A 25,822-nucleotide genomic window follows, 5' to 3' on the forward strand; every position below is an offset into this window, starting at 1 on the left:
GCTCCGTTATGGAGCCTGAATTGTTTATGGTGACGCTGTGATCAGGTGTAGTGGATCACCCGCCCCTCGCCCACTTGCAGGGTCATGGCCGTACCGACAGCCTGCCCCTGCCAAAAATCGGTTCCCCCTTCCGGCAGCAGAAACTCCTGTGGTTGCCCCTCCCAGTTGAACAGGCAAAGTAGAGTGCCGCCCTCGGGCAGGCTTACTTCGCCGCAGGCAAAGTCCATCGACTCGAAACGGGCAGAGGGTGCACGGGACGCACAAAGCTCAAGCAGCTTGCGCAGTTGCGCCGCTTGCTCCTCATCGAGATCTTGCAGTCGATCACCGGCCAGCATCATGCCACCGCTCGCCACCAGCGCTGCCAGATGGAAGCTGTAATCCGCCTTGCTTGCCTGCTGGCTTGGCAGATCCCGCAGGCAAATGCAGTCGGGGTCGAGGGCCCAGAGTTTGTCGTTCTGCCAGGCGCGGCAGAAGGCCTCGCGGGCGATCTGGCGATAGCGGTGGCCATTGCGTTCCACGTCATCACTCACCCGCATGCCGTGCACCAACCCAAGGCTTGGCCAGATGGGGGCGTTGCAACCGAGCAGGAAAGCACCTTCACCAGCACCACGCAGGATGGCCGCCATACCGCGTCGATAGGCTTCAACCCGAGTGGCGGCCGGATCGTGGAAACGGCCACCGTGGATTGCGCCCCAGAAGTTGGCATCGAGCTTGAAGTAGTGGATGCCCCACTGCTCGCGCAGGGTTCGGAACACCTGTTCAAGGTGCGCCTGCACCTCAGGGTGGGTACCGTCCAGCACATACCAGGGAGTGCAGCGCCAACCGCCATAGGTGACCCGCTCGGAAGGGAGCGGCAGGCCGTCATCCCCCTTCACAAACCAGTCTGGGTGCTCCTGAAACACCCGCGAACCGGGCTCTGCGATAAAGGGAGCGACCCAGAGGGCGGGCTCGCAGCCAGCCTGTTTGATCTCCGCAGCCAGTGAGGCTACACCTTGCTCGAACTTGGCCGATGGAGTAAGCCAGTCGCCCATCTTGGCCTGATAGCCGTCGTCGATCTGCACATATCGCAGGGCCGGGAAACGCTCGGCACGGACCTGCAGGTTCTCGCGAATATCGGCAGCGCTCACCTCGGCGTAGTAGTGATACCAGGAGCACCAACCGCTCGGGCGATCACTCACCTTGCCGATCAGCGAGCCGTGCTCAGCCTCGATCAACCGTGCCAACTCAGCCAGCAGATCCTCGCGCTCCGCCCCTTCGAGGCAGATCAGTGCCTCGCTCTGCCAGTGCTCACCGGCCGCGAGTTCCCGCCCTTCGCAATCCATCAGGATCTGCAAGCGACCATCGGGGTAGAGGCGAAACTCCCCACCAAAACGGTGGCAGCTGGCAAAGGCGAGCAGCAGCCACCCCTTGCCATGCTCCACCAGCAGCAGGTTGTGAATGGTGTGATAGCCATTGTCATCGGTGATGCGATAGACGCTGGCATCGGGGCAACGGCCGACATGTTGTGGTGATTGCCAGCTACCCATGGTCTGGGCCAGCATCTGGAATCCTTCGCCATAGATGGCGCTCTCCACCGGCAGGCCAAGCTTGCCGTCAAACAGCACCCAGCGGTCAACTGATGTGGCATCAGCGCCGGTGTTGTCGAGTCGCACCCGGCACAGGGGCCCGTCCCACTGACGGGTTTGCAGCAGCTGGGGTGGCAACGCATTATCGTTCGCCAGCTGGCGAACTCTGGACAAGAGGGATGTCATCACTACTCCTTGTAGTTCGAAAAAGGGTTCTATCAGACGATGTTCAACAGATAATCTGCATACAAATCAGCTTCAAACGAACTGATTTCAGTTGTTATTGTTTTAATGCCGAGACCCGGCCTCTCTGGTAAACTGCGATTTTTCTTCCCAGTCGATGAGGTTCACGTGATCGCGCAACGCGCCTTGCTGTACTTTCGTGACTTTATGGTCATCGTCGCCTGCCTGCTGGCAGGCAAATCCGTGGCAGCCATCCTGCCGTTTGCCTTTCCCGGCAGCATCATCGGCATGCTGCTGTTGTTCGTGCTGCTCTCCCTGCAACTGATCAAGCTGCACTGGGTCGAGCTGGGGGCAGGCTTGCTGCTGCGCCACATGGGCGTACTGTTCGTGCCGGTTGCGGTCGGACTGGTGGCCTGGCTTGAGCCCCTGCGCCAATCCTTCGGCGTCATCATGCTCTGCATCGTGCTCGGGATCGTACTGATCCTCGCCACCGTCGGCCGGCTCTACCAGAGGATGAACAAATGATCTTCTGGCTAGCCATTCCCCTGACCCTGGCGCTCTATTTCGCCACCCGTGCCCTCTATCGCCGCCGGCCCTGGCCCATCATCAACCCTGTGCTGTTGCCGACCGCGGTGATCATCGGCCTGCTGCTCTGGTTTGATCTGCCCCTTGAGCAGTACGAGCGCGGCAGCAGCCCCATTACCATGCTGCTGGAGCCCGCAGTAGTGGCGCTGGCGCTGCCGCTCTATCAACAGGCGCGCCAGATCCAGGCCAAGCTCAAGCCCATCCTAATCTGTACCCTCGCCTCCGTCTTGATCTCGGTGTGCACAACCCTGCTGATCGGTCATTTTATGGGCACAGATCCGGCGCTGCTCGCCTCCCTTGCCACCAAATCCATCACCACCCCACTCGCCATGAGCGTCAGCCAGTCCATTGGCGGCATTCCCGCCATTGCGGCCGCCGTGGTAGTGGTGGTGGGGATTGTCGGTGCCCTGATCGGCTACCCGCTGCTCAAACTGTTCAAAGTGACCGATCCGGAAGCGCAAGGGCTCGCGATGGGGGCCTGTGCCCACGCCATCGGCACAGCTACTTCCGCCGAGAAGGGGATCACCCAGGGGGCCTTTGCATCGCTCGCCATGGTGGTGTGCGGGATCCTCACCGCTGCCGTCGCGCCGCTGCTGTTTGCCATCTATCACTGGCTGATCTGATCACCCCATTGACCACCTGTTGACTATTCCGGGGGGCCTGCTGGCCTCTCGGGGTGCGACCTGCCGCACAATTTGCACAAGACAAACGTTTCCATTACCATCCCCCTCCGTTTGCCCGTCAGGGCGTGAGCCTGCTCACACATTTACCCGAGCTTGCTCCCTACAATGGCCGCCCAATTGGCCTTTGAGGACACACTATGCATCCCCGTTTTGCCAAGCCATTCGATACCCTCTCTGCCCCGCTCAAAGCAGCCGTGCAGCCCATGCTGGATAGTGCCGACTTCAACGCCCGCTTCACGCCGGAGCAAGTCGCCACCCTGAAAGCCGCCACAGGTCTCGATGATCGCGCTCTGCGCCTCGCCCTGTTGCCACTGGCCGCCGCCTGCTCGGTAGCCCCCATCTCCAAGTTTTATGTCGGTGCTATCGCCTGCGGCCTGAGTGGCACCTGGTACTTCGGTGCCAACATGGAGTTTGCAGGACAAGGTCTGTACCACTCGGTCCACGCCGAGCAGTCCGCCATCTCTAACGCCTGGCTGGGTGGCGAGACCGGGATCTCTGAAATCACCGTCAACTACACCCCCTGTGGCCACTGCCGTCAGTTCATGAACGAGCTGAGCACCGCCAAGATCCTGAAAGTCTCTCTGCCCGATGACTTGAGCGCCCTGCAATCCTTCCTGCCCCACTCGTTTGGCCCGGCGGATCTCGACATCACGGATGCGCTGATGAGCCCGCAGGATCACGCAGAGCTTCAGCTTCAAAGCGAAGACCCGCTGTGGCAGGCCGCGCTGGCCGCCGCCCGTCAAAGCTACGCCCCCTACAGTCAGGGCTATGCCGCGGTGGCGCTGCAGTTTGCCGATGGCCGCATCTTCTCTGGCCGCTACGCCGAGAACGCCGCCTTCAACCCCAGCCTGCCGCCGATGCAGATGGCCTGCGCCCATGCAGTGCTTAATGGCGAAGATCTCGCCACCATCCGCCGCGCCGTGCTGCTGGAGAACAAAAACGGCCAGATCAGCCAGCGTGACTCCGCCCAGTCCACCCTCAAGGCACTGGGCTCCGTCGAGCTGGAGTATCAGGCGGTCTGACCCCTGCTTTGCGTCGATAAACGAAAGCCCCCGCACCTTGGTGCGGGGGCTTTTTACTTGGCCGTTTAACCGGGAGCGACCGGTGATCCTCAGGGCTTAGCGCGGTTGATCACCCAGTCTGACCGGTTGCTGATCAGACAGGTTTCAGCCGCGCCGTGAAGTGGCGCAGCAGCGGCGGCTCGTAGTCAAAAGTGAGCCCGCGAATGTCGCTGGCCCGCGCTTTCACTGCGATCAGGCAGTCGGCCACATAGTCCATGTGATCCCGGGTGTAGACCCGGCGCGGAATGGTGAGACGCAAAAGCTCGAAGTCCGCCGCCTCCTGCTTGCCGGTGGCGGGATCGCGCCCGAGCAGCAGGGAGCCAATCTCCACCCCGCGCACGCCCCCTTCCAGATAGAGCTCGCAGGCGAGCGCATGGGCCGGGAACTGCTCGGCCGGAATATGGGGCAGCAGCTTTTTGGCATCCACAAAGACCGCATGGCCGCCGGTGGGGGTCTGGATGGGGATGCCCGCCTCGGCCAGACGCTCGCCGAGATAGGCCACCTGACTGATGCGGTAGGTGAGATACTCCTCATCCATCCCCTCCCGCAGGCCGATGGCAAGCGCCGCCATATCCCGCCCGGCGAGGCCGCCATAAGTGACAAACCCCTCCATCGCCACGCAGCGCACCTGCACCGCGCGGAACAGGTCGAGATCCTCTTTGAAACAACAGAGCCCACCGATATTGACCAGCCCATCCTTCTTGGCCGACATGGTGAAGATGTCCCCCAGTGCAAACATCTGGCGCACTATCTCCTTGATGCTGTGCTTGGCATAGGCCGGATCCCGCTCCTTGATAAACCAGGCGTTCTCGGCAAAACGGGCGGCGTCGATCACCACCGGAATCTGGTGACGACGGGCCAGCGCCGAGACCGCCTCCATATTGGTCATGGAGACCGGCTGACCACCGGCGCTGTTGCAGGTCACCGTGATGATGACACCGGCCACGTTGTCGGCCCCCAGGGTCTCGATGGTATCGCTCAGGCGAGGAAGATCAAAATCCCCCTTCCAGGCATAAGGGGCCGTGGTATCGAGGGCTTTCGGAGTGAGCAGGTTGATGGCCCGTGCGCCAGCCAACTCCACGTGGGCCTTGGTGGTGTCGAAGTGGTAGTTGGAGATAAAGACAGGTGCCTTGCCCTTGCAGCGTTTGACCAGCTCGGGGAAGAGGATCTGCTCGGCCCCGCGCCCCTGGTGGGTGGGCATCACATGCCGGTAACCAAAAATGTCGCGTACCGTGCGCTCCAGCTCGACGAAGTTGCGGCTGCCCGCATAGGCCTCATCCCCCATCATGATGCCGGCCCACTGACGATCGGACATGGCACCGGTACCGCTGTCAGTCAGCAGATCGATATAGACATCTTCGGCCAGCAGCAGGAAGGGGTTCCAGCCAGCGGCCTCGAGGGCAGCACGACGCTCGGCGCCAGTGGTCTGTTTTATGGGCTCGACCATCTTGATACGAAACGGCTCGGGTATACGACGCATAAAAGACTCCTCACCGGCGCAAGGCCAGTGTGTTTGAAATCGGGATTGGCAAAGAGGCCGGGGCGATCAGGGTCGTCCGGCTGACAAATTCAAACGGCGGGTGCCGCCAATCAGCGGTGAGGAAAGTCGAAGGTGAGAATGGGATCCCGGGTATACCAGTGGGCGAGCAGGCAAGCTGCCCGGGGCGTAGCTGTCATGATTGGCATCACTCCCCTCCATATCGGTTGTAGACAGTCGATGGCCAACAAGATCCATTGATGGGTGCTGCCAACGGCAGCCTCGCCACGTTAACGGCTGGTTAATTTGCAAACAAGAGATGCTCTGACAGGCTGTGCGCCCGCTCACAAAGTGCGCATCTGCGCGGCAAACTGGCAGTGAGGTTGATCCGCCAGCTCCCCCGGTTCGTTATTCTCCCTACCCACACGCCACATCCCCCATCAGCCAAGGCCGGAAGCCATCATGCATCGCAAACCCCATCTGCCCGAGAAGATCTGCCCCGTCTGCCAACGCCCCTTCAACTGGCGGCGCAAGTGGGCGCGCAGTTGGGAGGCGGTTCGCTACTGCAGCGAGCGCTGTCGACACGCTCGTCACTGCAGCTGCCAACATAACGGGGAGCCAGTGTGATGGAGCTGCGCCTGATTCTCGGCGATCAGCTGAATGCCGGTCACAGCTGGTTTCGCACCCCGGATCCGGCAATCTGCTATCTGATGGCGGAGCTGCGTCAGGAGACCGACTACTGCCGCCACCACCGTCAGAAGGTGCTGGCCTTCTTTGCCGCCATGCGCACCTTCACGGCGGCCCTTGGCAAGGCGGGCCACCGCGTCTGTTACCTGACCCTTGATGAGAGCGCCCGCTGGCCCGACTTGCCCAGCCTGCTGGCAGCCCAAATCGCGGCGCATCAGGCCGACAGCTTTGCCTGGCAGAGCCCGGACGAGTGGCGCCTCGCCAGCCAGTTGAAAAACTGGGCGGCTGGCCTTGCCATCCCTGCTACCGAGGTAGATAGCGAACATTTTCTCACCCCCCGTGATGGCTGGCAGCGCTACCCCCACAGCCGGATGGAGTTCTTCTACCGCGCCCTGCGAAAGCAATATCAAGTGCTGCTCGATGAGCGCGGCCAACCCCTTGGCGGGCGCTGGAATTTTGATGACGAGAACCGCGCCAAACTGCCGGCGAGCCAGCCGATCCCGGCGCCCCTCACCTTTGCCAACGAGGTGAGCGACATCGATGCCATGCTGACCCGCCACGGGGTCAGCACCATCGGCAAGGCGGATGCCAGCGCCCTACCGTGGCCTATCACCCGGCGCCAGAGTCGCGAGCTGCTGGCCCATTTTCTCACCCACTGCCTGCCCCACTTTGGCCGCTATCAGGATGCCCTGAGCGAGCGCGGCTGGAGCCTGTTTCACAGCCGACTGTCGTTTTCCCTCAACAGCAAGATGCTCCATCCGCTTGAGGTGATCCGCGCCGCCGAGACCCACTGGCAGGCCAATCAGGCCACCATCACGCAGGCGCAGGTGGAGGGGTTTATTCGCCAGATCCTCGGCTGGCGCGAGTTTGTCCGCGCCCTCTACTGGGAGAAGATGCCCGACTACAAGCAGAGCAATTTTCTCGGGGCCAACCGGCCGCTGCCCGGTTTCTTCTGGAATGGAGAAACCAGGATGGCCTGCGTGCGCCACTCCATCAACCAATCCCTTGAGCACGGTTACGCCCACCATATCCAGCGGCTGATGGTGACCGGCAACTTTGCCCTGCTGGCGGGGATTGACCCCGATGAGGTGGATCAGTGGTATCTCGGTATCTATGTGGATGCCATCGAGTGGGTGGAGCTGCCCAACACCCGCGGTATGAGCCAGTTTGCCGATGGCGGCCTGATGGGCAGCAAGCCCTACGCCAGCAGCGGCGCCTATCTCGAGCGGATGGGCCACTACTGCAAGGGGTGCCACTATCAGGTCAAAGCCCGCCACGGCGACGGGAGCTGCCCCTTCAACAGCCTCTACTGGCACTTTCTTTGGCGCAATCGGGACAAACTGGGCGGCAATCCCCGCCTCGCCCTCCCCTATGCCAACTGGGATGGCCAAGCCGCCGAACAGCAGCAGGCCATTCTGGCGACGGCGGAGCACTATCTGATCCATCTTGAGCAGCTGTAAGCGGACCATGCCTCCTGACACATGCCCCCTGACAACAGCGCAGCGATTTACGCTGGCAATCAGGCGCGTCATCGCACCAAAAACCGCTCCGTGACTGGCAGGCAGACGGAGATCCCAATCCTGCGCAGAGCGGTTGAATATCCTGTGGCGGCTGATTATGGTGGTGGCCACATCAAGGTTTCCATCAACCAAGCATCAGAAAAACGAGTCTAAGGAAAGACGATATGGAGATAGTGGTTCTCGGTGGCGGCGTAATTGGGGTAACCAGCGCCTGGTATCTGGCCAAAGCGGGTCACAAGGTGACCCTGCTGGAGCGACAAGGGGGCGTCGCCCTTGAAACCAGCCATGCCAACGCCGGGCAGATATCCCCGGGCTATGCAGCCCCTTGGGCGGCTCCCGGCATCCCCCTCAAGGCGGCCAAATGGATGCTGCAAAAGCATGCCCCCTTCACGGTGCGCCCCACTGCCGACCCCTTCCAGCTGCGCTGGATGCTGAAGATGCTCGCCAACTGCACCCCGACCGCCTATGCCACCAACAAGGGGCGCATGGTGCGTCTGGCCGAATACAGCCGCGACTGCATGAAGGCACTGCGCGACGAGCTGAGCATCGATTACGAAGGGCGTCAGCTCGGCACCCTGCAACTGTTTCGCAGTCAATCCCAGCTCGATGCCAGTCAACGCGATATCGAGGTGCTGGAGGAGTATGGCGTCCCCTACCAGTCGCTGGATGCCAGCGGCTGCGAAGCGGCAGAGCCTGGGCTGGCGCGGGTGCGCGGCAAAATCGTCGGCGGCCTGCGTCTGCCCGGCGACGAGACCGGCGACTGCTTCCGCTTCACCAAGGCCCTTGCCCTTGAAGCCGAGAAGCTCGGGGTCAAGTTTGTCTTCAACTGCGACATCGACGAGATTGAGCAAGCCCGCGGCCTCGCCGTGGCGGTGCGGGCGGGTGAGCAGCGCTATCGCGCCGATGCCATCGTCTGTGCGCTCGGCAGTTATGCCACCGGCTTTTTGCGGCCGCTGCTGCGCCCGCTCGGGCTGGAGCTGCCGGTCTATCCGGTCAAGGGCTACTCCCTCACCCTGCCGATGATCAACGCCGAGGCCGCGCCGCGCAGTACCGTGCTCGACGAGACCTACAAGGTGGCCATCACCCGTTTTGACGAGCGGATCCGGGTCGGTGGCATGGCGGAGCTGTCGGGCTACAACCTCGCCCTTAATCCGAGGCGCCACGACACTCTGGCCATGGTGGTGGGCGATCTCTTCCCCGAAGGGGGCGATATCAGCAAGGCCGAGTTCTGGACCGGTCTGCGCCCCATGACTCCGGATGGCACCCCGCTGGTAGGGCCGAGCCCCATTCCCGGTCTCTGGCTCAATACCGGCCACGGCACCCTGGGCTGGACCATGGCGGCCGGTTCGGGTCAGCTGTTGTGCGATCTGATCAGCGGCAGCGAGCCCGCCATCAGCGATGAGGGGTTGACCCTGGCCCGCTACGCCTAAGCACCCAAGCTGTCGGGCTGTTTCACTCGCCAACTACGCCCAGCAGAGGACGTCCTCAACCGCTTTATTGACAGGCCACCGCCATAAACGGTGGCCTTTTCGTCTGATGTTGACCTTCTCCCTCCCCGTCTGCCTGAGCGGTGCTCTGGCTGCCGGTTAATGCAGCAAACGGCACAGAATATTGCGCAATTCGACTTGCGCAAGCCGCCACAATCCGTAATGTGGATAGACGCATTTTTCGCAGCGCATATTTTTTAAATGGCTTGTAAAGACCTTGTAAATGGCCTTCGCCAGCAGGGACGCAGGCGTGCAACACCCCTTTCATTAGCAGCAATCCAGGGTAGGACATTATGAAAAAAGTAGGTTTGGTCGGTTGGCGTGGCATGGTGGGATCGGTTCTGATGAGCCGGATGCAGGAAGAGCAGGATTTCGCCCATATTCAACCCACCTTCTTCACCACCTCCCAGGCCGGTGAGGCCGCCCCCAACTTCGGCGTCGATGCCGGTACTCTGCAGGACGCCTTCGATATCGAGGCGCTGGCCAAGCAGGATATCATCATCACCGCCCAAGGCGGCGACTACACCAAGGATGTCTATCCACGCCTGAAAGCCGCTGGCTGGCAGGGTTACTGGATTGACGCCGCCTCCTCCCTGCGGATGGAGAAAGACGCCGTCATCATTCTGGATCCGGTCAACGGCGGCGTCATCGAGCAGGCCCTGAACGATGGCATCAAGACCTTCGTCGGCGGCAACTGCACCGTCAGCCTGATGCTGCTGGCCCTCGGTGGCCTGTTCAAGGCCGATCTGGTGGAGTGGGTGAGCGTGGCCACCTATCAGGCTGCCTCCGGTGGCGGTGCCCGCCATATGCGTGAGCTGGTCACCCAGATGGGGATGCTGCGCGACGAAGTGGCGGTCGAGCTGGCGGATCCCGCCTCCGCCATTCTCGACATCGAGCGCAAGATCACCGAGAAGACCCGCTCCGGCACCCTGCCGGTGGACAACTTCGGCGTACCGCTGGCCGGTGGCCTCATCCCCTGGATCGACACCAAGCTCGACAACGGCCAAAGCCGTGAAGAGTGGAAGGGTCAGGCCGAGACCAACAAGATTTTGGGTATCGAGAATGCCGTCATTCCGGTGGATGGTTTGTGCGTGCGGATCGGTGCCCTGCGCTGCCACAGCCAGGCCTTCACCATCAAGCTGAAAAAGGATGTGCCGCTGGCGGAGATCGAAGCCCTGCTGGCTGCCCACAACGACTGGGTAAAAGTGATCCCCAACGATCGCGACATCACCGCCCGCGAACTGACTCCGGCGGCCGTCACCGGCACCCTCAGCATTCCGGTGGGCCGTCTGCGCAAACTCAATATGGGCCCTGAGTATCTGGCCGCCTTTACCGTGGGTGACCAGCTGCTGTGGGGCGCCGCCGAGCCGCTGCGCCGCATGCTGCGTATCCTGCTGGCGCGCTAAGCCGCCACAGCAGCAGAGACAACAAGGGCGGGGAGTCACACTCCCCGCCCTTTTTTATTACCAGTTTTTATAAGCCCTTTAGCAGTCTCTCACTCTTGCTGTCACTTAAAGCAGAATGCGCTGGCAGCCGCTGTAGATCTCGGCCCGCCCGGGACGGCAAAAGCCCACCAGCGTCAGCCCGGTCTGCTCGGCCCGCTCGACCGCAAGCTCGGTGGCAGCGGAGATGGCGAGCAAGATCTCCACCCCGGCGCTGGCGCACTTTTGCACCATTTCGAAGCTGGCGCGGCTGGTCACCAGAATGGCACCGTCACGGCGACCCGTGCGGCACAGATGGCCAACCAGCTTGTCCAGCGCAATATGGCGCCCCACATCCTCGCGAATGGCGAGAATGTTGCCTTCCCCGTCCAGATGCACAGCCGCATGGGTGGCGCCGGTGCGCTGGCCCAGCTGCTGAAGCGGGCGCAGCGCGGTCAATACCTTGTCGATATGACCCACCGCCAGACGCTGGCTGTCGGGCAAGCTTGGCTGGGTGCGGATCACCTGCTCCAGACTCTCGCTGCCGCAGATGCCGCAACCGGTGCGGCCCGCCAGCGTGCGCCGCTTCTCTTTGAGGCGATGGACGCAGCGATTGGCCAGGGTGATATGCAGCTCAATCCCCTGACAGCCATCAATCTGCTCGATGTCGTGGATATCGAGCAGGCTGTCGATAATCCCCTCGGATAGCGAAAAGCCGATGGCGAAATCCTCCAGATCGGAGGCCGAACACATCATCACACTGTGGGCGATGCCGTTGTAGACCAGCGCCACCGGAGTCTCGGAGGGGAGCGCCATTTCGCTGTCGCAGGTCAGTGTATCGGCGCGGTAGTGCACCACCTCGCGGTGGATAGCGCAGCGGGCCAGCTCGTTCTGTTCTCTCTGCTCGCACTGTTCGTTCTGTTTTTGCTCGCTCCGCTCACTCCGCACCTCAAGCTCAATTACCTCTCTCATGGTGCGACCCCATCGATGATCTCGGGATCTCTGGCTGAGATGCCGAGCCGCTTCATTTTCGAAAGCAAGGTGGTGCGCTTCATGCCAAGGCGGTTGGCCGCCCCCCGCTCGCCAGCGACGATGCCGTTGCAGTCACGCAGGGCAGCGATGATCGCCTCACGCTCATCAATCGGCCCCTCCTCGGTAAAGAGCGGCGTGGCGGGTTCGTCATAAACCAGGGTCTCAATCTTGTGGTAGCCCTTGAGGGGCATCAGCTCATCGGGCGAGAGGTTGAGCACATGGCCGCGGGTCATCACCACGGCGCGCTCGATGACGTTCTCCAGCTCGCGGATATTGCCGTACCAAGGGAGTGACACCAGCATTTTCATGGCATCGGCGGGGATCGAGGTGATGGTGCGGCGCATCCGCTTGGCGATCTTCTTGATAAAAAAATTGACCAGCAGCGGAATATCCTCGCGCCGCTCGCGCAGCGGCGGCAGCTCGATGGGAAAGACGTTGAGGCGGTAGTAGAGATCGCTTCTGAAACGCTTGTTCTTGACCATGGAGAGCAGATCGCAGTTGGTGGCGGCCACCAGCCGCACATCCACTGCGATGGGGTTGCTGTTCCCCACCCGCTCCAGCTCGTGCTCCTGCAATACCCGCAAGAGTTTGGGCTGCAAGTCCAGCGGCATATCCCCCACCTCGTCGAGGAACAGGGTGCCCTTGTGGGCCCGCTCGAAACGGCCGATGCGCTGGGTCAGGGCGCCGGTAAAGGCCCCCTTCTCGTGGCCAAAGAGATCGCTCTCGATAAGGCCGGTCGGGATGGCGGCGCAGTTCACCTTCACCATCTCGTGGTCGTGGCGGGCACTCAGGGCGTGAATGGCCTGGGCGATCAGCTCCTTGCCGGTACCGGTCTCGCCGAGGATCAGCACAGTGCTGTCGCTCTCGGCCACCAGCCGCACCTTCTCCAGCACGCTCTCCATCACCGCGCTCTGGTAGATGATGTGCGGGAACTCCCCCTGCATCTGCGGCTCGTTGATGCGAATGGTCTTCTCTTTGGCACCGTTGGTGTTGGAGATCTCCTGCTGCGCCTGCACGTTGTTCATGGCAATGGCGGTGCGCGCCGCCACTTGCTCCAGCAATGAGATATCGATATCGGCAAAGAAGTCGGCGTTGGGGTGCGAGAGGATCAACACCCCCAGCAGGTTGCCCCGATAACGCAGCGGCAAAATGCAGGAGCTGTCGGCCTCGGGGGGCAGGATCTGGGAGGTAAACCGACAGCGATTGCTGCAGCCGTGGCCGTGTTCGCGATAGACGAAAAACGGCTCGCTGTGGCCAAGGGCCCCCTGCAGGCACTTCTTTTCAAAACAGGAGTGATCGATGATGCCCGGCTGCTCGCTCTGGTGCTGATTGACCAGATAGCTCTTGAAGCTGTCGGAGGTGGCGTTGTACTCCGCCAGACACAAGCTGCTGATGCCGAAGTGGTGATGCAGGATGGTAAACAGGCTCTTGGGCAGCTCGGCGATGCGCACCAGTTTGATCACTGCATTGGTCACATCCACCAGAATTTTGCAGCTGTCGCGCTCAAGACGCAGGGAGTTGGCCTGCTCCAGGGTGCGCTCCTTGTCGAGCACGTTCTCCAGCGCAATGGCGATAATGGCCGCCAGCTGGGTCAGTTTGGCCAGGGTCTCCATGGTGAAGCTGTCGAGCTGGGTGTTGATAAACTCGACCCCGCCAAGGTGGCTGCGGGCGGTGGTGATGGGGAGCTGGCAGTAGGAGCGCAGCCCCCCGTAGACCCCTTCGCGATCCAGCGCCGGGCAGCGATTCTCAAAGCGGGCGGCAGCGAGAATGATGGCCTGTTCCGGGGTCTCTTTGGTCGGACGGGGGGAGAGGTGCAGCTCTGCCTTGGGGCAGACCAGATGCTTTGGGCCGGAATGTCCCATGAAATAGAAGATGGCCTCCTCGTCCGCACCCATGTTGAGGATCAGGTTGACCCGGGTCACGCCGCCGAAGCTGGCATCTATCTTGTTGAGTTTGTGGATAAAATCATCGAGCGTCACGGCCGACAGGAGGGATTTGGAGAGCAGGAGGAAACCGTCGTCCCAGATGGGAGAGATCTCGTCCAGGGGGATGGCACTCACATTTAGCATTGCGGCCTCACGTTATATCGATTTAGTCACCAGTCAGGCTGTCCATGCCATCGCATCACGACAAGCACTCGTCACCAAAATAAATAGCCGCAGCCCGTAAAAGCGGCTGCCAATAAGAAAAGCGGTGACGAAAATTGTCGCATGTTGCAATTCCAGAGTTGTTATTAACGAACGACAACAAAAAGTAACATCGTTATCGGGGGATATATTGGAATGGCGACTCATCATAGATGAGCTCAAATTTCATTACAATCCGATTTAATATATCTGATGGCCATATTTAACCGGTTATTTCATCAGTTCTTGATCTCAATTAAGGCGTCCGAAAAGTGGGCCGCCGTCAACTGTCAGATCTGCCTCTCCTCTTCGCTGACTACGGGTTTCAAGATGGCGTTTGCTGCTCATAAATCGGTAATTTATGAGGTGATGATCCGGCTGTGGCAGCACTTCAGACCACCGAAGATAAAGAGGGCCGACAAGCTCTGGAAGGCCATCAGCAGCCAGCTGGCGTTGTCGGCAAGCTCGGCGGTGACGCTCTGGTGAGTGAGGTAGATCAGCAGGGTGATCACCCCCAGCAGCAGGCCGTTGATCAAGGTGGTGGAGATAAACCCGATCAGCCAGGCACTGGAAATACTCAAGGCAGAAAATACGCTGTTCATGGCAAGCCTTGCTGCCATAAAACAGCCGAAAAAACCGAAGCCGAGCAGAAATATCATCTCGTCGCGCCAAATATAGCAACCTATTCCCAGCAATATCGCCGCCAGATAGGTGCCAATATAGAAAAGTCCGAATAAGCGACCAATTTCATGTTGCATCATTTACTCCCCTTTTTTGGGTAATAAAAGGGTGCCCGACTCGATAAATCCGAGTCGGGTTCCCTTATTTGTGCAGAACCTCTTTTTTAGGGTGATCAGCCCTTGGCTGCGCTGCGCAATTTCGCCTTGAGCGCGCTGTATTCAGTCTGGACGTACACTTCCGCCTCAGGCTGATTGTCAATGCGCTCGATCTTAACCGCGCAGTACTTGTACTCCGGCGTGTGGGAGACGGGATCGACGTGCTCGATGGTGAGCTCGTTACAGGCCCCGATCCACCACTGGTAGGTCATATAGACCACCCCGGCGTTGACCCGGTCGTTGTAGTTGGCGCGGGTGATCACCTTGCCACGGCGTGACGAGATCCAGACCAGCGCCTGATCCTTCACTCCAAGCTTTTTGGCATCGCTCGGGTGGATCTGCACATAACCGGGCTCATCGGCCAGGGTCTGCAGCGCCGAGCAGTTGCCGGTCATGGAGCGGCAGGAGTAGTGCCCTACCTCCCGCACGGTGGAGAGCACCAGCGGATACTCGGCACAGGGCTGCTCCAGCGGCGGCCGCCACTCGGAGGCAATCAGCTGACCCTTGCCGCTCGGGGTGGTGAACACGTTCCCCTCGAACAGGGTGCTGGTGCCCGGGTGATCCTCGGTCGGGCAGGGCCACTGCACGCTCTTGAGATCGGCCATCTTGTCGTAGCTGACCCCGGCATAGAGCGGACAGAGCGCACGCATCTCGTCCCAGATCTCTTCGGTGTTGTGGTACTCCATGGGATAACCCATGGCAGTCGCCATCAATGAGAAGATGGCCCAGTCCGGCTTCACGTTCTCGGGGGGCGTCACCGCCTTGTAGAAGCGCTGGAAGCCGCGATCCGCCGAGCTGTAGACCCCTTCGTGCTCGCCCCAGCTGGTGGCGGGCAGAATGACGTCGGCCATCTCGGCGGTCTGGGTCATGAAGATATCCTGCACAATCACCAGCTCCATCCCTGCCAGAGTGCGGCGGAATTGACCGAGATCTGCCTCGGTCTGGGCCGGATCTTCACCGAAGATGTAGAAGGCCTTGCACTTGCCCTCCTCCACCTTGTGGCCAAGCTCGGTCAGGCGATAGCCGGGCTTTTGGGAGAGTGACTCCACGCCCCACGCCTTGGCGAACTTGGCGCTGATGGCGGGATCGGCCACCGACTGATAACCCGGGAACTGGTGCGGCAGCATCCCCATGTCACAGGTGCCCTGCACGTTGTTCTGACCACGTACCGGCCCGCAACCGGTGCCGCGGCGACCGAAGTTGCCGGTCAGCAGCGCCAGACCCGCCAGCCCCTTGACCACATCCACCGCCTGACCGTATTGGGTCACCCCCATGCCCCACAGGATCATGGACGCAGGCGACTCGGCATAGGTGCGAATGGCGGCGCGGATATCGGCAGCTTTGAGGCCAGTGATCCCCTCGACATATTCCGGGGTGTACTTGGCCACCGTCGCCTTGAAGGTCTCGAACCCTTCGGTGTAGTTGGCGACAAATGCCTTGTTGTAGAGCCCTTCATTGATCAACACGTTGGCGAAAGCGTTAACCAGCGCCATGTTGGAACCGTTTTTGAGCGGCAGCCACTGATCGGCGATACGGGCGGTCTCCACCATACGGGGATCACACACAATCACCTTGGCCCCGTTTGCCTTCGCCTTGAGGATATGGCGGGCGACGATGGGGTGAGAGTCAGCAGCGTTGTAACCAAACACCAGCAGGCACTTGGTCTCTTGAATTTCGGGAATGGCGTTGCTCATGGCGCCGTTGCCTACAGTTGTCTCCAGACCGGAGACTGAGGGTGCGTGTCACACCCTCGCGCAGTGGTCGACGTTGTTCGTCCCAATCACCGCACGGGCAAATTTCTGCATCACATAGTTGGCTTCATTGCCGGGGCCACGGGCAGAGCCGGTGGTCATGATGGCGTCCGGGCCATATTTCGCCTTGATGGCGGAGAGACGGCTGCTGGCGAACTCGATCGCCTCATCCCAGGAGACGGCCTCGAACTTGCCACCGCGCTCGCGGCGGATCATCGGGCTCTTGAGACGGGGGGTCAGCAGGTTGGTGTCGTTCAGGAAATCCCAACCGTAATAGCCCTTGAGGCAGAGCTGCCCCTCGTTGGTCCGGCCGTTGGCGCCTTCGGCCCCCACCACCTTGTCGTTTTCAACCAGCAGGTTGATTTTGCAACCGGTGCCGCAATAGGGGCACACGGTAATGACTTTTTTCATGACTCACACTCTTGTTTGTTAACGAAAAACGGCTCGGCAAGCCCGCTCACACCCGCGCCGGCATCGCCAGCAGTGCCTCGGCACTAGCCAGCTGTTTCTGCCGGTTCAGGTTTTCAAGATGCTCCGGCGTGACCAGCCGCAGCGCCTGGGTCGGACACACCTCGACACAGGCCGGGCCCTCCTCGCGGTGACGGCAGAGATCGCACTTGAGCGCCTGCGCCTTGGTCTGCGGCCGCTTGAAGAGCGCATCGGCAGCGGGTGCCACCTCTTTGAGCACCACCGCCATGGCGCCGTAAGGACAGGCCACCACGCAGGACTTGCAGCCGATGCAGCGCTCCTGCAAAACCTTGACGCAGCCATCCTCACTGACGATGGCATTGTTCGGGCAGGCCATGGCGCACGGCTTGTCTTCACACTGGCGACAGAGCACCGGCGTGGTCACCTTGCTGCCCACGATCACCTTCAGGCGCGGCTGAAAGTAGCTGTCCTTGGAGACCAGATGTCCATCCTCGATGGCAAGATGCAGGCCGCCCTCCCGCTCAAGGGTCCCGCTGCAAGACCCTGACTGGTGTGAAACGGCGCAGGCCACCTCACAGGTACGACACCCAATACAGAGACTGGGATCTGCAATCACGAAGCTGTTCATAGAGAGGGATCCTAAATGGTTCGTTACACCGGGCCGCCCGCCGACAGGCAAAGAGGCGGCCAGCCCCCCACAAAGCATTTATCAGACCAAAACGCGCCGATGGTGCGATAAAAAATCACAACCAACTGAAAATAAAGGAGTAATCAGAAAGAGATGCGTGCTGAATGCCACAACTGACGAGGGTGACGACGGGGTGGGAAGTGTGATCGACACGACAAAAGTGACGAGCTCGACACCGGCTGACCAGCCCCTGCCCCAGCCGTATAACGGAGCCGTTTGAAGGAGTTTGCAGCCAGGATCGGCCGCCCCAAACCGGACAAACGGAGGAAGGAAACCGGGGGAGAAAAACCATAGCAAGGGCCCAAAATGGGCTGTGCAGTACGCTAAAGCCGCTTGCGGCGATGGCAAGTTGTTTGGTTTTACTATCGCGCTGGCAAGCCATCATCAAGTCAAACCGAACAAAAATGGGCCACTTATTGACTGATTTGTTGAGCCAGAGCCGGTTTTAGGCCCCTGCCCCTTCAGTTTTCTATCCCTCCGGTTAATATGTGCCAGTTGGCAACCAGCTCCGTTGGGGGTTACTTCCATTGCTCGGCAAGTAAAAATTTCAGAGCAAAATATTAATTTAAAATTGAAATGTGTATAAGGACCATCATGAATGATGAAATTGTGAATGATATTAGGTCAATGAGACCTATCATGCTTAAAGAGAGATCATCAAAAAAAGTTATTACTTTACAACAAATAGCTCTTGTTTTGGTTGATGACTGCGAGATATCTTTTGCGGCACCAAATAACGTTTCAATTTTTGTAAATATATCTAAACGTGAACTGACAATATCAAAGAAACTATATAAAGAAATTATCGCTGACAACTCGAAAAATAAAAATGAGTTTGAAATTGAGCAAAAAGATATTTCAAAGCTGTATAAATATCTTGAACACATTCAAACAACCATAATTTGTGTTTATACTGCTGTTGAAGCACTAGCCAACGTGGCAATCCCTAATGACTATAAATACGAAGTTAAAAACAATAAGGGAATTGTTGAAGTTTGGGATAAAGAAGCTATCGAACGCTGGTTTAAAACCAGCGACAAATACACAAAGCTAATACCGTCAATTCTTAATGTAAACAATCCATCAGAACAACCTTTTTGGTCAAAATTCAGAGAATTAGAAGTGATTAGAAATGAAATAATCCATCAAAAAACTTCGATTAAGAAAAAGACTGATATAGATTCTGGTTACCTAACTGCACTCCTACATAGTAGAGTATTTGATAATATTGATGCTGCATACGCACTAATTTCCTACATTTGTAATGCCGATATTAGCCACTCATATTTCCCTCTTGGGTTTGGACCAGCTAAAATCGATATTAAAGAAGTAGAGAATTTCAGTGACGAGCTAACTCTATTGAAAAAGGGGAATAAAAAACAATAACCACATTGCCGTAGGGTGCAATAAGCGCAGCGCATTGCACCTCTTGCCTATTTTAATACTACGATTATATTTTAATGGAGTAAGATTTGATGAATATAAAAATCCATAATGAACATAAAGATGACATCTTCAATGTACTTGTTGATAACCTTAGACAATTTAACTTTGATAAAATGGGTGAGGAGCGCTCCCAACCTTTAATTGTTGCCATTCATGATGATAATGACGAAGTTGTCGGTGGTATTGCCGGACGTACTATTTATCATCAACTGTTGATCGAGGTGCTTTGGGTACACAATGACAAGAGAGGACAGGGGCTTGGCATTCAATTAATGGAGATTGCTGAATGCGAGGCAAAAAAACGAGGCTGTATTGTAGCTCAAGTCGATACCCTCTCATTTCAGGCACCCAAATTTTATGAAAAAATGGGATTTAAAATAGTCGGTAAAGTGAGCGGAATTAAAAATAGTCCTGACCGCTACTTTTTATTGAAGCACTATCATGGAGAGTAATAATTACCGTAGGGGGCAATAAGCGCAGCGCATTGCACCTCTTGCCTATTTTAATACTTGGTGCAATTCACTTCGTTCATTGCACCCTACATTTTTTCCTTCCAAATAAAGACTCCATTGCTACCCAACGCCCTCCCCCTTGTCATACTGACAGCAATTAATTAGTCACTATTTTATCGTCTGTTTTTCACTCAACCCGGTAAAAAAATAGTGGCCAAACCACTTCCCCAGATAAAACAAACGGTTGCCCGCAGAGCGCATGAATATTTCAATCAACGGCCAATTAATAACCTTACTCAAAAGGGCGTTTTGATTATTTATACCTGAGCATGAACCCGCAGAGTGTGTGTCATTATAAGCTTAACGACAGATGAACAGACTGTGTCCCATGAAACGCATCTTTATATCCGATTAGCTCCCTTCCCATCGCAATCCTTTGATTTCCCCCCGATGTTGTATCCACACATACCTGATGTGTTCGGGGCGATCTGCTGTGGCAAACGTGTAAACATCAAACTGACAAGATGAACTCATGAACTGTGATAAACAACAAGCTATGTCCGGCGTCATGCTGGCGGCGATTGGCGTAGTCTATGGCGATATCGGCACCAGCCCGCTCTATACCTTGCGCGAGTGCCTGTCAGGTCAATTCGGGTTCGGCGTCGAGCCGGCCTCCATTCTCGGCTTTCTCTCGCTGATCTTCTGGCTGCTGATCCTGGTGGTGTCGGTCAAGTACCTCTCCTTTGTGATGCGGGCCGACAACGCCGGCGAGGGTGGCATTCTCACCCTGATGTCGCTGGCGACCCGCAACGCCTCCACCCGCTGGACGCCGCTGCTGATCATCCTCGGCCTGATTGGCGGCAGCTTCTTCTATGGCGAGGTGGTGATCACCCCGGCGATGTCGGTGATGTCGGCCATCGAGGGTCTGAGCATTCTCACCCCCGCCCTCGACCCCTATATCGTCACTCTCTCGGTGCTGGTGCTGACCCTGCTGTTTGCCATCCAGAAACATGGCACCGCCATGGTGGGCAAGCTGTTTGCCCCCATCATGCTGATCTGGTTTATGACGCTGGCGGTGCTGGGGCTGCGCGGCATCATCCACAACCCCGAGGTGCTGGGGGCGCTCAACCCCATCTGGGCGGTGCGCTTCTTTATCCAGTACCAGACCACCTCCTTCTTTGCCCTCGGCGCCGTGGTGCTGGCCATCACCGGGGTGGAGGCGCTCTACGCGGATATGGGCCACTTTGGCAAGAATCCAATTCGCCTCGCCTGGTTTATCGTGGTGCTGCCCTCGCTGGTGCTTAACTACTTCGGTCAGGGTGCGCTGCTGCTAAGCAATCCGGCAGCCATTGCCAACCCCTTCTTCCTGCTCGCGCCGAAATGGGCGCTGGTGCCGCTGCTGCTGCTGGCAACCATGGCGACGGTGATCGCCTCGCAGGCGGTGATCTCCGGGGTCTTTTCGCTGACCCGGCAGGCGGTGCGCCTCGGTTATCTCTCACCCATTCGCATCGTTCACACCTCCGAGCAGGAGTCCGGCCAGATCTATATTCCGGTCATCAACTGGATGCTCTATATCTCGGTGGTGATCGTCATCATGAGCTTCGAGCACTCCAGCAATCTGGCGGCGGCCTACGGCATCGCGGTGACCGGCACCATGGTGCTCACCTCCATCCTCTCCTGCTCGGTGGCCAAGAACAGCTGGCACTGGAACAAGTATCTGGTGGCCATCCTGTTTGCCGCGCTGCTCTGTATCGACGTGCCGCTGTTTGCCGCCAATCTTGCCAAGATCTTCTCCGGCGGCTGGCTGCCGCTCACCCTGGGCGCGGTGATGTTCACCGTGATGACCAGCTGGAAGAGCGAGCGTTTCCAGCTTATTCGTCGCCTGAACGAGCACGGCAACTCCCTTGAGCCGATGATCGCCTCGCTGGAGAAATCCCCGCCGACCCGGGTGGCCGGCACTGCCGTCTATATGTCGCGGGTGGTCAACGTGATCCCTCATGCGCTGCTCCATAACCTCAAGCACAACAAGGTGCTGCACGAGCGGATCATCCTGCTCACCCTGCGGGTGGAGGATGTGCCCTACGTCCACAACGTGCGCCGGGTCTGCATCGAGCAGCTCTCCCCCACCTTCTGGCGGGTGGTGGCAAGCTACGGCTGGCGCGAGACCCCGAACGTGGAGGAGATCTTCCACCGCTGCAACGCCGAGGGGCTCAGCTGCCGGATGATGGAGACCTCGTTCTTTATGGCCCACGAGTCGCTCATCATGAAAGACCGCCCCTGGTATCTCTATCTGCGCGGCAAGCTCTTTATGCTGCTGCAGCGCAACGCCCTGCGGGCCCCGGATCAGTTCGAGATCCCGCCCAACCGGGTCATCGAGCTGGGATCCCAGGTGGATATCTGATAGCGGGTTGATGGCCTCTTAAAGGCATAGAAAACGTCAGCAAATAGAGAGGGAGGCATTGGCCTCTCTCTCTATTTTCCGTTAACCCCGATTACCGGCCCCCTCATCCCCAACCCTTCTCCCGCAAGGGGAGAAGGGAGCAAACCACATCGCCCCCACAGACATCCCACCGTAGGGGGCAACAAGCGCAGCGCCGTGCACCACGAACATATTTTGATAGCGGTGCAATTCACTTCGTTCTTTGCACCCTACTCATGCTGCGTTTTCCAAGGTGACGAACCCTCTTGGGGGCTTCGTCACAAGTGACGAACGTCACAGTTCGACAGCCACATCAGCGCGTTCATCCAACCACGCGAAGATTTTTATTCATTTAAAAACAGCTACTTAAAAGCAATTTCGCTGCAGAAACCAATCTGGCCCGTATCTTGCCAACCTGCCCCTACTTTCTCCGTTCGCGACACGACAAGGTAGGCTATGAACCGCTTCGTTATCGCTGACCCCAAGCTTTGTATCGGCTGTGGCACCTGTATGGCGGCCTGCAGCGAGGTACACAAGGCGCAAGGTTTGCAGCAAGCCCCCCGTTTAACCGTTATGCGACACGAGCAGGCGACCATGCCGGTTCAGTGCCGTCACTGTGACGATGCCCCCTGCATCAAGGTGTGCCCGGTCGAGGCAATTCGCCAGACCGGCGATTGCGTGCAACTCAACGAGTCGCTCTGCATCGGCTGCAATCTCTGCGCCGTGGCCTGCCCCTTTGGCGCTATCCAGAGCGGCGGCAGCCGTCCGGTGGCCGTGGCCACCAGTTACGACACCTATATCCCCTGCTCCATCCGCTCCAGCAACCCCTCCACCTCTGCCGGCCTGCGCTGCTTTGGCGAGGATCTGCTGAGCTGGGAGCCGGGCGTGCGCAGCATCGCCGTCAAGTGCGACCTGTGCGAGTTTCGCGCCGATGGCCCGGCCTGTGTCGGAGCCTGCCCCTCCCAGGCACTGAAGCTGGTCAATGACGGCGACACCGAACGCGCCGCCCGTATCCGTCGCCAGCAAGCGGCCGACACCAACCCGCAAGGGGCCTCTGCCTTCTCGGCGCCTGCCACGGCGATCCCTGCATCCGATATATCCACCACAGAGGGAGTTCGCTGATGTTGTCCCCCCTTGTAATGGCCACGCTCCTGCTCTTTTTGCTGGGCGCTGCCGCCGGTTTGCTGCTGCAAAAACTGCCCGCACTGGCCAACCGTCTCAATAGCGGTTTTGCCCTGCTGGGCTCGCTCGCGGGTCTGGTCGCCGCCATCCAGATCTTTGCCCAAGGCGCCCCCGTCGACGGCCAGCTCTGGCTGCTGGGCTCGGTGCACCTCGACATGCTTGCCGCGCTGATGCTGCTGGTGATTAGCACCGTCGGTGTTGCCGTCGCCCTCTACTCCTTTGCCTATATCCGCGAATATCAGGGCAAGGGGGATGTGGCCATCGGTGCGCTGATGAACCTCTTCCTGTTTGCCATGGTGGGCATGGTGCTGGCCGACAACGCACTCGGTTTCTTGCTCTGCTACGAGCTGGTAACCCTCACCACCTACTGGCTGGTCAAGACCAATCCGGAGGCCGCCAAACAGAGCCGGCTTTACCTGGTGATGAACCATATCGGCATGGCGCTGGTGCTGATCGCCTTCTGGCTGCTCTGCCGCGAAAGCGGCTCGCTGGAGTTCGCCGCGCTGCGCGAGCACCATCTGGCGGGCGCCCTGGCATCCCTGGTGTTTCTGCTCAGCTTCGGCGGCTTTGGCCTGCGCGCCGGTTTCGTGCCGCTGCACGGCTGGCTGCCGGTGGCCGAGCCCGTTGCGCCCTCCCATATCTCGGCGCTGATGTCCGGTGTGATGGTGAAGCTGGGTCTCTTTGGCATCTTGCGGGTCAGCATCGATTTTCTCGGCGCCAGCCAGCTCTGGTGGGGCTATGTGGTACTGATCTTCGGCGCCTGCTCGGCAGTGCTCGGGGTGCTGTTTGCGCTGGCCGAGCATGACCTCAAACGGCTGCTCGCCTACCACACGGTGGAGAACATCGGCATCATCCTGATGGGAATGGGCATCGGCATGATCGGCATCGCCAACCAGCAACCGGCGCTGGTGGTGCTGGGGCTGCTCGGCGCCCTCTATCACCTGCTCAACCACGCCATCTTCAAGAGCCTGCTCTTTATGGGCACCGGCTCTGTGATGTTCCGCCTGCACACCCGCGACATGGACAAGATGGGGGGGCTGGCCAAACTGATGCCCTGGACCGCGCTGGCGTTCCTCATCGGCGCCATGGCCATCTCGGCGCTGCCGCCGCTCAACGGCTTTGTCAGCGAGTGGTTTATCTACCAGTCCCTGCTCTCCATGACCAAGCTCGGCACCTCCGTCGTCGCGCCGCTCGCGGTAGTGATGCTGGCGGTGACCGGCGCCATGGCGGTGATGTGTTTCGTCAAGGTGTATGGCATCTGCTTCTGCGGCGCCCCGCGCAGCGAACACGCGAGCCACGCCCGCGAAGTGCCGGGCGCCATGGTGGCAGGCACCCTGCTGCTGGCTGCGGTCTGTCTGGTGCTGGGTCTGGGCGCCCCCTGGATTGCCCCCCATATCGCCAGCTATGGCCAAGCCTTGGTAAGCGGCCAGATGAACGTCGCCACTGGCGCCACCCTGCTGCCGCTCGACAGCTCACAAGCGATCCTCTCCCCGCCCGTTATCGCCATCACCTTGCTGGGGCTGTTCCTCATCCCGTTGCTGGTACTGGCCATCTTCAAGGGCCCCAAGCTGGGTCGTCGTCACGCTGGCACCCCGTGGGCCTGTGGTTACGCCTATGAGGAGCGCATGAGCCTCACCTCTGGCGGTGTCACCCACACCTTGCGCCAACTCTGCGCGCCGCTCTATCGCAAGCAGCCGCAGCTCGATCTGGCCAGCGCCCTGCATGGGGTGAGCGATACCAGCGGGACGACCAGCTGGCTGCTGCACGGTGTTGTGCTGGCGCTCTTTATCCTGATGGCTGTAGGAGTCTGATATGCCTGTTCTTGAAATGCCGAGCTGGGGCATGGTTGCCCTCGCCCTGACCCAGGCCATCGCCATGCTGGCGCTGGCGCCGCTCGCCACCGGTTTCAACCGGGTGCTGCGGGCCAAGATGCACTCCCGCCAAGGGCCGGGTCTGCTGCAGGATTACCGGGATATCGCCAAGCTCCTGCGCCGTCAGGAGGTAACCCCCGAGCCTGCCGGCATCATCTTCAACCTGATGCCTGCGCTGCTGATCGCCGCCCTCTTGCTGGTAGGGATGGCGCTGCCAACCCTGACTCATGAGTCCCCCTTCCCCATCGCCGGGGATCTCATCATCGATATCTATCTGTTCGCCATCTTCCGCTTCTTCTTTTCGCTGGCGGGGCTCGACAGCGGCAGCATGTTTGCAGGGATCGGCGCCCGCCGCGAACTGACCCTCGGCATTCTGGTGGAGCCCATTCTGGTGCTCGCCTGCTTCATCATGGCGATGATGGTGGGCAGCTCGGATCTGGGCAACATCAGCAGCTATGTGGCGACCCAGCCGCTGGCCGCGCCGATTGCCACCCTGCTGGCCGGCGCCGCCTGCGCCTTCGCGGTGTTTGTCGAGATGGGCAAGCTGCCCTTTGATTGCGCCGAAGCTGAACAGGAGCTGCAGGAGGGGCCGCTCACCGAGTACTCCGGTGCGGGCCTGGCCCTGCTCAAGCTCTCCATCGGCCTCAAGCAACTGGTGGTGGTGCAGCTCTTTCTGGTGATTTTCCTGCCCTTCGGCAAGGCGGCCAACTGGAGTCTGCCTGCGCTCATCGGCGCGGCGCTGATCCTCGCCTGCAAGCTGCTGGTGGCCTTTTTGCTGGCCGGCATCATCGAAAACGCCATGGCCCGTACCCAGTTCGTGCGCACCCACAAGCTCACCCGCTTTGGGCTGGGGCTGGCCCTGCTGGCGCTGCTCGCCTATCTGGTCGGGATCTGAATCATGCCCGCCAGCACAGCAACTTT

General features: G+C 59.4%; 21 protein-coding genes. 13 read left to right on the forward strand and 8 right to left on the reverse strand.

Translation table 11 applies throughout. The features are described 5' to 3' along the window. Positions 1–41: 41 nt before the first annotated feature. The gene (locus tag ACTG2W_RS03130; RefSeq protein ID WP_440016035.1) at positions 42–1,751 is read right to left on the reverse strand and encodes a glycoside hydrolase family 36 protein; all 1,710 of its coding nucleotides are present in this window, start codon (positions 1,749–1,751) and stop codon (positions 42–44) included. A gap of 165 nt (positions 1,752–1,916) precedes the next feature. Between ACTG2W_RS03130 and ACTG2W_RS03135 the strand changes: the two genes are divergently transcribed. The 3 genes from ACTG2W_RS03135 to cdd all read left to right on the forward strand — a co-directional run bounded on the left by ACTG2W_RS03135 (position 1,917) and on the right by cdd (position 4,038). Further along, positions 1,917–2,273: a CidA/LrgA family protein gene (locus tag ACTG2W_RS03135; RefSeq protein WP_005333279.1), complete on the forward strand. Its 357-nt coding sequence runs from the start codon at positions 1,917–1,919 to the stop codon at positions 2,271–2,273. After that, the gene (locus ACTG2W_RS03140) at positions 2,270–2,956 is read left to right on the forward strand and encodes an LrgB family protein (RefSeq protein WP_440016036.1); all 687 of its coding nucleotides are present in this window, start codon (positions 2,270–2,272) and stop codon (positions 2,954–2,956) included. Before ACTG2W_RS03135 ends, ACTG2W_RS03140 begins: the two co-directional genes overlap by 4 nt. Before the next feature lie 197 nt (positions 2,957–3,153). Beyond that, positions 3,154–4,038 (forward strand): cytidine deaminase, encoded by an 885-nt coding sequence (gene cdd, locus ACTG2W_RS03145; protein WP_440016037.1) that lies wholly within the window; start codon positions 3,154–3,156, stop codon positions 4,036–4,038. Between the two features lie 133 nt (positions 4,039–4,171). Here the strand turns inward: cdd and ACTG2W_RS03150 are convergent, their stop codons facing one another. Next, positions 4,172–5,557, reverse strand: a complete 1,386-nt coding sequence (locus ACTG2W_RS03150; RefSeq protein ID WP_440016038.1) for a tryptophanase — start codon at positions 5,555–5,557, stop codon at positions 4,172–4,174. 459 nt (positions 5,558–6,016) lie between these two features. On the opposite strand from ACTG2W_RS03150, the gene ACTG2W_RS03155 reads away from it, so the two are divergent. The 3 genes from ACTG2W_RS03155 (at position 6,017) to ACTG2W_RS03165 (ending at position 9,191) form a co-directional block, all read left to right on the forward strand. Beyond that, the gene (locus tag ACTG2W_RS03155; protein ID WP_440016039.1) at positions 6,017–6,181 is read left to right on the forward strand and encodes a DUF2256 domain-containing protein; all 165 of its coding nucleotides are present in this window, start codon (positions 6,017–6,019) and stop codon (positions 6,179–6,181) included. Further along, positions 6,181–7,701 (forward strand): cryptochrome/photolyase family protein, encoded by a 1,521-nt coding sequence (locus tag ACTG2W_RS03160; RefSeq protein ID WP_440016040.1) that lies wholly within the window; start codon positions 6,181–6,183, stop codon positions 7,699–7,701. Before ACTG2W_RS03155 ends, ACTG2W_RS03160 begins: the two co-directional genes overlap by 1 nt. Positions 7,702–7,895: 194 nt before the next feature. After that, positions 7,896–9,191: a D-amino acid dehydrogenase gene (locus tag ACTG2W_RS03165; protein WP_440016537.1), complete on the forward strand. Its 1,296-nt coding sequence runs from the start codon at positions 7,896–7,898 to the stop codon at positions 9,189–9,191. Between the two features lie 64 nt (positions 9,192–9,255). On the opposite strand, the gene ACTG2W_RS03170 is transcribed toward ACTG2W_RS03165, so the two are convergent. Further along, complete coding sequence (locus ACTG2W_RS03170; protein ID WP_440016041.1) at positions 9,256–9,516, reverse strand: hypothetical protein; 261 nt, start codon at positions 9,514–9,516, stop codon at positions 9,256–9,258. 25 nt (positions 9,517–9,541) lie between these two features. On the opposite strand from ACTG2W_RS03170, the gene asd reads away from it, so the two are divergent. Then, a complete protein-coding gene (gene asd / locus ACTG2W_RS03175; protein WP_421287606.1) occupies positions 9,542–10,654 on the forward strand; it encodes an aspartate-semialdehyde dehydrogenase in 1,113 nt (370 codons plus the stop codon). A 105-nt stretch (positions 10,655–10,759) separates the two neighbouring features. Here the strand turns inward: asd and fdhD are convergent, their stop codons facing one another. The 5 genes from fdhD to ACTG2W_RS03200 form a co-directional block, all read right to left on the reverse strand. Further along, on the reverse strand, positions 10,760–11,641 hold the full coding sequence (gene fdhD, locus ACTG2W_RS03180; protein ID WP_235657003.1) for a formate dehydrogenase accessory sulfurtransferase FdhD: 882 nt from the start codon (positions 11,639–11,641) through the stop codon (positions 10,760–10,762). Continuing rightward, positions 11,638–13,770, reverse strand: a complete 2,133-nt coding sequence (locus tag ACTG2W_RS03185; protein WP_042053803.1) for a sigma 54-interacting transcriptional regulator — start codon at positions 13,768–13,770, stop codon at positions 11,638–11,640. The genes fdhD and ACTG2W_RS03185 overlap by 4 nt, the downstream gene beginning before the upstream one ends. A gap of 416 nt (positions 13,771–14,186) precedes the next feature. Continuing rightward, the gene (locus ACTG2W_RS03190; RefSeq protein ID WP_235657002.1) at positions 14,187–14,429 is read right to left on the reverse strand and encodes a hypothetical protein; all 243 of its coding nucleotides are present in this window, start codon (positions 14,427–14,429) and stop codon (positions 14,187–14,189) included. A 251-nt stretch (positions 14,430–14,680) separates the two neighbouring features. Next, complete coding sequence (fdhF, locus tag ACTG2W_RS03195) at positions 14,681–16,825, reverse strand: formate dehydrogenase subunit alpha (RefSeq protein ID WP_081376060.1); 2,145 nt, start codon at positions 16,823–16,825, stop codon at positions 14,681–14,683. 46 nt (positions 16,826–16,871) lie between these two features. Beyond that, a complete protein-coding gene (locus ACTG2W_RS03200) occupies positions 16,872–17,471 on the reverse strand; it encodes a 4Fe-4S dicluster domain-containing protein (RefSeq protein WP_106843304.1) in 600 nt (199 codons plus the stop codon). A gap of 654 nt (positions 17,472–18,125) precedes the next feature. On the opposite strand from ACTG2W_RS03200, the gene ACTG2W_RS03205 reads away from it, so the two are divergent. The 6 genes from ACTG2W_RS03205 (at position 18,126) to ACTG2W_RS03230 (ending at position 25,796) form a co-directional block, all read left to right on the forward strand. Beyond that, complete coding sequence (locus ACTG2W_RS03205) at positions 18,126–18,917, forward strand: hypothetical protein (protein ID WP_146142118.1); 792 nt, start codon at positions 18,126–18,128, stop codon at positions 18,915–18,917. Between the two features lie 89 nt (positions 18,918–19,006). Further along, complete coding sequence (locus tag ACTG2W_RS03210; protein WP_421308132.1) at positions 19,007–19,429, forward strand: GNAT family N-acetyltransferase; 423 nt, start codon at positions 19,007–19,009, stop codon at positions 19,427–19,429. Positions 19,430–19,961: 532 nt separating this feature from the next. Next, positions 19,962–21,830: a low affinity potassium transporter Kup gene (gene kup, locus ACTG2W_RS03215; RefSeq protein ID WP_024944982.1), complete on the forward strand. Its 1,869-nt coding sequence runs from the start codon at positions 19,962–19,964 to the stop codon at positions 21,828–21,830. A 474-nt stretch (positions 21,831–22,304) separates the two neighbouring features. Further along, a complete protein-coding gene (locus tag ACTG2W_RS03220) occupies positions 22,305–22,970 on the forward strand; it encodes a 4Fe-4S dicluster domain-containing protein (protein ID WP_202002677.1) in 666 nt (221 codons plus the stop codon). Continuing rightward, positions 22,970–24,841: a hydrogenase 4 subunit B gene (gene hyfB / locus ACTG2W_RS03225; RefSeq protein ID WP_421308136.1), complete on the forward strand. Its 1,872-nt coding sequence runs from the start codon at positions 22,970–22,972 to the stop codon at positions 24,839–24,841. The genes ACTG2W_RS03220 and hyfB overlap by 1 nt, the downstream gene beginning before the upstream one ends. A gap of 1 nt (position 24,842) precedes the next feature. Next, a complete protein-coding gene (locus tag ACTG2W_RS03230; protein WP_106843299.1) occupies positions 24,843–25,796 on the forward strand; it encodes a respiratory chain complex I subunit 1 family protein in 954 nt (317 codons plus the stop codon). Positions 25,797–25,822: the final 26 nt, after the last annotated feature.

Source organism: Aeromonas sp. 96A (assembly GCF_051919165.1).
GTDB lineage: Bacteria > Pseudomonadota > Gammaproteobacteria > Enterobacterales > Aeromonadaceae > Aeromonas > Aeromonas veronii.

Excerpts from the sequence above, each read along its gene's own strand:
- kup (WP_024944982.1), top strand. The coding sequence starts at position 19,962 with ATGAACTGTGATAAACAACAAGCTATGTCCGGCGTCATGCTGGCGGCG.
- ACTG2W_RS03220 (WP_202002677.1), top strand. The coding sequence starts at position 22,305 with ATGAACCGCTTCGTTATCGCTGACCCCAAGCTTTGTATCGGCTGTGGC.
- fdhD (WP_235657003.1), bottom strand. The coding sequence starts at position 11,641 with ATGAGAGAGGTAATTGAGCTTGAGGTGCGGAGTGAGCGGAGCGAGCAA.
- ACTG2W_RS03150 (WP_440016038.1), bottom strand. The coding sequence starts at position 5,557 with ATGCGTCGTATACCCGAGCCGTTTCGTATCAAGATGGTCGAGCCCATA.
- ACTG2W_RS03155 (WP_440016039.1), top strand. The coding sequence starts at position 6,017 with ATGCATCGCAAACCCCATCTGCCCGAGAAGATCTGCCCCGTCTGCCAA.
- ACTG2W_RS03205 (WP_146142118.1), top strand. The coding sequence starts at position 18,126 with ATGAATGATGAAATTGTGAATGATATTAGGTCAATGAGACCTATCATG.
- ACTG2W_RS03200 (WP_106843304.1), bottom strand. The coding sequence starts at position 17,471 with ATGAACAGCTTCGTGATTGCAGATCCCAGTCTCTGTATTGGGTGTCGT.
- ACTG2W_RS03210 (WP_421308132.1), top strand. The coding sequence starts at position 19,007 with ATGAATATAAAAATCCATAATGAACATAAAGATGACATCTTCAATGTA.
- ACTG2W_RS03130 (WP_440016035.1), bottom strand. The coding sequence starts at position 1,751 with ATGACATCCCTCTTGTCCAGAGTTCGCCAGCTGGCGAACGATAATGCG.
- ACTG2W_RS03185 (WP_042053803.1), bottom strand. The coding sequence starts at position 13,770 with ATGCTAAATGTGAGTGCCATCCCCCTGGACGAGATCTCTCCCATCTGG.
- hyfB (WP_421308136.1), top strand. The coding sequence starts at position 22,970 with ATGTTGTCCCCCCTTGTAATGGCCACGCTCCTGCTCTTTTTGCTGGGC.
- cdd (WP_440016037.1), top strand. The coding sequence starts at position 3,154 with ATGCATCCCCGTTTTGCCAAGCCATTCGATACCCTCTCTGCCCCGCTC.
- ACTG2W_RS03190 (WP_235657002.1), bottom strand. The coding sequence starts at position 14,429 with ATGAACAGCGTATTTTCTGCCTTGAGTATTTCCAGTGCCTGGCTGATC.
- asd (WP_421287606.1), top strand. The coding sequence starts at position 9,542 with ATGAAAAAAGTAGGTTTGGTCGGTTGGCGTGGCATGGTGGGATCGGTT.
- ACTG2W_RS03160 (WP_440016040.1), top strand. The coding sequence starts at position 6,181 with ATGGAGCTGCGCCTGATTCTCGGCGATCAGCTGAATGCCGGTCACAGC.
- ACTG2W_RS03140 (WP_440016036.1), top strand. The coding sequence starts at position 2,270 with ATGATCTTCTGGCTAGCCATTCCCCTGACCCTGGCGCTCTATTTCGCC.
- ACTG2W_RS03230 (WP_106843299.1), top strand. The coding sequence starts at position 24,843 with ATGCCTGTTCTTGAAATGCCGAGCTGGGGCATGGTTGCCCTCGCCCTG.
- ACTG2W_RS03170 (WP_440016041.1), bottom strand. The coding sequence starts at position 9,516 with ATGAAAGGGGTGTTGCACGCCTGCGTCCCTGCTGGCGAAGGCCATTTA.